Here is an 853-nt window from a genome sequence, read left to right as displayed (position 1 = left end):
TCGCAAAAGCGGATAGCTTAGTTGAGGAAGCTGGTGGCTGTATCGCCGAGGCTCATCACGCGCAAACAAGTCTATTGACCAAGGAGGCAGCTGGTGAGGATTTGGCTTATAGCGTGACCATGATGCATGGCCAAGACCACTTGATGACTACCATTTTGTTAAAAGATTTGATGCACCATTTAATCGAACTCTATAAGAGAGGAGTTAAGTAATGAACAAACTAATTTCATTTATCGAGAAAGGAAAGCCTTTCTTTGAGAAACTGTCTCGTAATATCTATCTTCGTGCTATTCGTGATGGTTTCATTGCAGGGATGCCTGTTATTCTCTTCTCAAGTATCTTTATCTTGATTGCTTTTGTACCAAACTCATGGGGCTTTAAATGGTCTGATGAAGTTGTTAATCTCCTCATGAAACCTTATAGCTATTCAATGGGGATTCTAGCTCTCTTGGTAGCTGGTACAACAGCTAAGTCATTGACCGACTCAGTAAACCGTAGCATGGAAAAAACCAATCAAATCAACTATATGTCAACACTTTTAGCTGCGATTGTTGGTTTGTTGATGTTAGCAGCTGATCCGATTGAAGGTGGCTTTGCGACAGGTTTCCTTGGAACAAAAGGTTTGCTTTCAGCATTCCTTGCTGCCTTTGTTACTGTAACCATCTATAAGGTTTGTGTTAAGAACAACGTCACTATTCGTATGCCTGACGAAGTTCCACCAAATATCTCACAAGTCTTTAAAGATGTGATTCCATTCACTCTATCAGTGGTTTCTCTTTATGCTCTCGATTTACTAGCTCGTCATTTTGTTGGTGCAAGCGTAGCTGAATCAATCGGTAAATTCTTTGCACCG

General features: G+C 40.8%; 2 protein-coding genes. Both read left to right on the top strand.

The window, feature by feature from the left end:
- Positions 1-212 (top strand): PTS lactose/cellobiose transporter subunit IIA (locus GMD4S_RS12410; RefSeq protein WP_000519108.1); only part of this gene is annotated, 212 nt, incomplete at its 5' end.
- The coding region (locus GMD4S_RS12405; RefSeq protein ID WP_001037491.1) for a PTS transporter subunit EIIC at positions 212-853 on the top strand (642 nt) is incomplete at its 3' end. The genes GMD4S_RS12410 and GMD4S_RS12405, both read left to right, overlap by 1 nt.

It is taken from the genome of Streptococcus sp. GMD4S (assembly GCF_000296955.1).
This window is presented reverse-complemented; position numbering and strand designations above follow the sequence as displayed.